Source organism: Skermanella sp. (assembly GCF_059503625.1).
Map to the genome: position 1 here is coordinate 1 of NZ_JCACHA010001022.1, position 4,103 is coordinate 4,103.

The window sequence follows — 4,103 nt, forward strand, 5'->3', positions numbered from 1 at the left end:
GTGATGGATGATTTCCGGGCATCGGGCCTTGCCCATCTGCTCTCGATCTCCGGCATCCATGTCAGTCTGGTGGCGGCGCTGGTGTTCTTTCCCGTCAGGGCCCTGCTGGCATTGATCGAACCCGTGGCGCTGAACTGGCCGATCAAGAAGATAGCGGCCGTGGCGGCCGTCGCCGGGGCCTTCGCCTATATGCTGCTGGTGGGGTCGCCGGTCCCGACCGAACGGTCGGTCCTGATGACCAGCCTAGCCATGCTCGCCATCCTGCTCGACCGCAACCCGCTCAGTATGCGCCTGATCGCCTTCGCCGCCGCCATCGTCATCCTGAAGGAGCCGGACAGCGTCGTGGGCGCCAGCTTCCAGATGTCATTCGGCGCGGTCGTCGCCTTGATCTCGGCATACGAGGTCATCAGCGGCCCCTGGGCGGAGATGCGCAGGAAACTGGGATGGTTCGGCCGCCTTTGGATGCATCTGGCCGGCATTGCGCTGACCTCGGTGATTGCCACCCTGGCGACGATGCCGTTCTCGCTCTACCACTTCCAGCAGATCCAATACTACGGCGTCATCGCCAACATGATCGCGGTCCCGGTGACATCCGTCTGGGTCATGCCGGCCGGCATGATCTCGTACCTTGCCTTTCCGTTCGGTCTTGAGGAATGGCCGTTGACCGTCATGGGCTGGGGCGTAACCGTCATCCTGGAAACGGCCCGCATCGTGGCGGCGCTCCCAGGCTCCACCAAGCTGGTCCCGGCCATGCCGCCCTGGGGCTTGGCACTGATGGTGTCCGGCGGCTTGTGGCTGATGCTGTGGCGGGGCCGCTGGCGGCTTTGGGGGCTGCCGGTCATAGCGCTGGGCGTCATGTCGCTGGCCTTCACGCTCCGGCCCGATATCCTGATCGACGATCAGGGAAAGCTGATGGCCGTACGGGAGGCGTCGGGTGGGCTGGCGCTGTCCACCAAGACGTCGGGCAAGTTCGACGCTGGGATCTGGCTGCGCCGTGACGGCCTGACCGAAAGCACGGTTTGGCCGCGCGAGGGGAAAAGCGCCGACGGCATGCTGAGTTGCGATCGGCAGGGATGCCTCTACCGGAGCGGCGGTCATACCGTCGTTCTTGCGAAAAGCCGGGATGCGCTGGCGGAGGATTGCCGGATAGCGGATATCGTGATCACTCCAGATCCGGCGCCAAGAGGATGCCGCGCCCCTGTCGTGATCGACCGCTGGCGCCTGCTGCGCGGCGGTGCCCACGCTCTTTACCTTTCCGGTCCCGAGCCGCGGGTCGAGACGGTCACGGCGGAGCGGGGCATCCGCCCCTGGGTTCCGCAACGCTGACCAAAGGCCGAGGAGGCGTAGCCCTTTCGTGTGGGGCTTAATTCGGCGTCTCATGTGTTTATCTCTCTGGATGCGAAACCAGAGGTGCATGATGCGTAAGCTTGTCCTATCGACTTTATTGTCCGCGTCGCTGTTGGCGACTGCCGGATGCGCTGAAGGCATCGGGACGAAACAGGGTGTGGGAACGCTGGGTGGTGCCGCTGCGGGCGGTCTGGCCGGCGCGCAGTTCGGCAAGGGAACGGGCCAGCTGGCGGCGACCGCCGGCGGTGTGCTGCTGGGGGCGCTGCTCGGCGGCGAAGTCGGCAAGTCGCTCGACCGTGCCGACCAGAGCTATGCCACCAGGGCAGCAGACCGTGCCTATTCCGCCCCGATCGGCGAGCCGATCCGGTGGGAAAATCCGGAGAGCGGCAACTATGGCACCGTGACCCCGACCCGCGAGGGCAGAACGGCCAATGGCCAGTACTGCCGCGAATTCAACCAGACCATCTATGTCGGCGGCCGGGCCGAACAGGCGACGGGCCGGGCCTGCCAGCAGCAGGACGGCACCTGGCAGATTGTGCAGTAACCCGGAGATAACAGTTCGGAGTCCCCGGCCCCGAGGAGGATACGATGAAGAAGCCGGTTCTGGCGCTTGTCGCACTGGCGATGGTCACGGGGTGCTCACCCTACGCCAGCGTCGGGTATGGCACCGGATATAACGGTTTCAACGTCGGAACCGGCGTCAACCTCTACCCCGGCGGTTCGTACGGCACGCCGGGTTTCGGTTTCGGGGCCAAGCAGTTCCTTGGGTCCCTGGGTGGTGCTGCGCTCGGAGGCTGGGCCGGATCGGGCATCGGCGGCGGAACCGGCAAGCTGGCCGCGGTCGGCGCCGGAACCCTGCTCGGCGGTCTGCTGGGGTCGGGTTTCGGCAGTTCGCTCGACCGCGCCGACGAGGTCTATGCGAGGCGGGCAGCGGCGCAGGCCTATGCGGCCCCCATAGGAGCGCCGATCCAGTGGAGCAATCCGTATAGCGGCAACGCAGGCGCCGTCAGGACGACGCGCGAGGGCTGGGCCGCATCCGGCGCCTATTGCCGCGAGTTCCAGCAGCAGGTCGTCGTCGGGGGCCGGATTCAGTCGGCATTCGGCCAAGCCTGCCAGCAGCCGGACGGAAGCTGGCGGATCGTCGGATAGAGGGCCGTCAGTCAAACCGTTTCGACTTTTAGCGTTCGACATAGCCGTATGCCTTGGTTGCCGCCGGGACGGCCGCACCCGATAATCGGTTATCGGGAGCGAAACGCGAAAGAGTCGACATGCCGGCCTGCACCATCCTCATTGCCGACGACCATCCGCTGATGCGGGCTGCCCTGCGCCAGACCGTGGCACAAGCTTTTCCGGGTGCGCTGATCCTGGAGGCGGGCGGTTTCGATCAGGCTATGGAAGCGATCGAGTCGGTAAGCGGCGCCGTCGACCTGATCCTGCTGGACCTGCATATGCCTGGGATGAACGGGTTCATCGGCCTGTTCCTGATGCGCGGTCAATATCCGGCGGTTCCCGTCGTCATCGTCTCGGCCCTGGAAGATCCCGCTACCGTCCACCGGGCCTTGGGCTACGGCGCTTCGGGCTTCGTGCCGAAGTCGGCCCCCGTGGAGCGGATAGCCGAAGCCCTGCGGACGGTGCTGGACGGCGGCGACTGGTTTCCCGAACTTGGCGATAGCCTCCAGGACGCCCCCGAAGATCAGGACGAACCGGACTTCGCCGCGCGTGTCGCCACACTGACGCCCCAGCAGCTGCGCGTCCTGGCCGGCATCACTTCGGGCAAGCTCAACAAGCAGATCGCGTTCGAGATGGCCGTGTCGGAAGCGACCGTAAAGGCCCACGTTACGGTAATCCTGCGCAAGCTGGGCCTCTACAGCCGGACGCAGGTGATCATCGCGGCCGGTCGTCTGGTGGTCGACCCTCCGCGTGATGAGCAGACTGGGCGGGCAGCGGGGTGAGCGAGGGACTTGGGCCGGGACGATGTCCAGCCGTCAAGCGCGCCACCAGCGCTTTGAGCGCGCCGGGGCGGATCGGCTTGTGGGCGACGGCGTAGCCGAGTTCGGCGGCTTCCGCCTGAATAGCACCGCTGCGGTCCGCGGTGATCAGCGCGGCGGGAACCGGCAAGCCGAGGCGCCGCTCCAGTTGTTGCAGGACTTCGATGCCGGTGGCGCCCCGGTCCAGATGGTAATCGCTCACGATGGCCTGCGGTATCCTGCCGTCCAGGACGGCAAGCGCGCTTGCTCCGTCCGATGCAGTCAGTACGCGGCAGCCCCAGCCGGTCAGCAGGGTTTCCATTCCCTGGACGACAGCGGGTTCGTTGTCGATGCACAGGACCAGGGCGTCGTTGAAGTTCCGTGCCCGGCGCTGTGGGACTGTTTTCGGTGCGCTGACGGGGCCGGTCGCCAAAGGGACTTCGACCGCGAAGCAGCTTCCCCGGCCGTGGGTGGATTTTACAGTAATCCTGTGACCCAGGATGCCAGCCAGCCGCTCCACGATGCTGAGGCCCAGGCCCAAGCCCTTGCCGCGTTCCGCCGGCGCATCGTCCAACTGGCGGAATTCGATGAAGATATCCTCCAGCTTGTCCGGCGGGATGCCGACGCCGGTGTCCCAGACCTCGATCCTGAGAGCGTCCGGTATTCGGCGGCATCCCAGCAGCACCCGGCCGGAACCGGTATAGCGTATCGCGTTGCTGAGGAGATTGCGGAGGATGCGCCTGAGCAATGCCGGGTCGCTGCGGACGCCGGCGGTCGAACCGACCATCC

The 4,103-nt window shown here is 66.1% G+C and carries 5 protein-coding genes; 4 read left to right on the forward strand and 1 reads right to left on the reverse strand.

The annotated features are described in order from the left end of the window. From AC5JJ6_RS37225 to AC5JJ6_RS37240, 4 genes are all read left to right on the forward strand, one after another. Positions 1 to 1,326, forward strand: a 1,326-nt coding sequence (locus AC5JJ6_RS37225; RefSeq protein ID WP_496046867.1) for a ComEC/Rec2 family competence protein, incomplete at its 5' end; no start/stop codon positions are given. A gap of 178 nt (positions 1,327 to 1,504) precedes the next feature. Further along, on the forward strand, positions 1,505 to 1,891 hold the full coding sequence (locus AC5JJ6_RS37230) for an RT0821/Lpp0805 family surface protein (RefSeq protein WP_496046868.1): 387 nt from the start codon (positions 1,505 to 1,507) through the stop codon (positions 1,889 to 1,891). Positions 1,892 to 1,935: 44 nt separating this feature from the next. Then, the gene (locus AC5JJ6_RS37235) at positions 1,936 to 2,496 is read left to right on the forward strand and encodes an RT0821/Lpp0805 family surface protein (protein WP_496046869.1); all 561 of its coding nucleotides are present in this window, start codon (positions 1,936 to 1,938) and stop codon (positions 2,494 to 2,496) included. A gap of 119 nt (positions 2,497 to 2,615) precedes the next feature. Next, the gene (locus AC5JJ6_RS37240) at positions 2,616 to 3,299 is read left to right on the forward strand and encodes a response regulator transcription factor (RefSeq protein ID WP_496046870.1); all 684 of its coding nucleotides are present in this window, start codon (positions 2,616 to 2,618) and stop codon (positions 3,297 to 3,299) included. On the opposite strand, the gene AC5JJ6_RS37245 is transcribed toward AC5JJ6_RS37240, so the two are convergent. Further along, the coding region (locus tag AC5JJ6_RS37245) for an ATP-binding response regulator (protein ID WP_496046871.1) at positions 3,232 to 4,103 on the reverse strand (872 nt) is incomplete at its 5' end. The two genes, AC5JJ6_RS37240 and AC5JJ6_RS37245, sit on opposite strands and share 68 nt — an antisense overlap.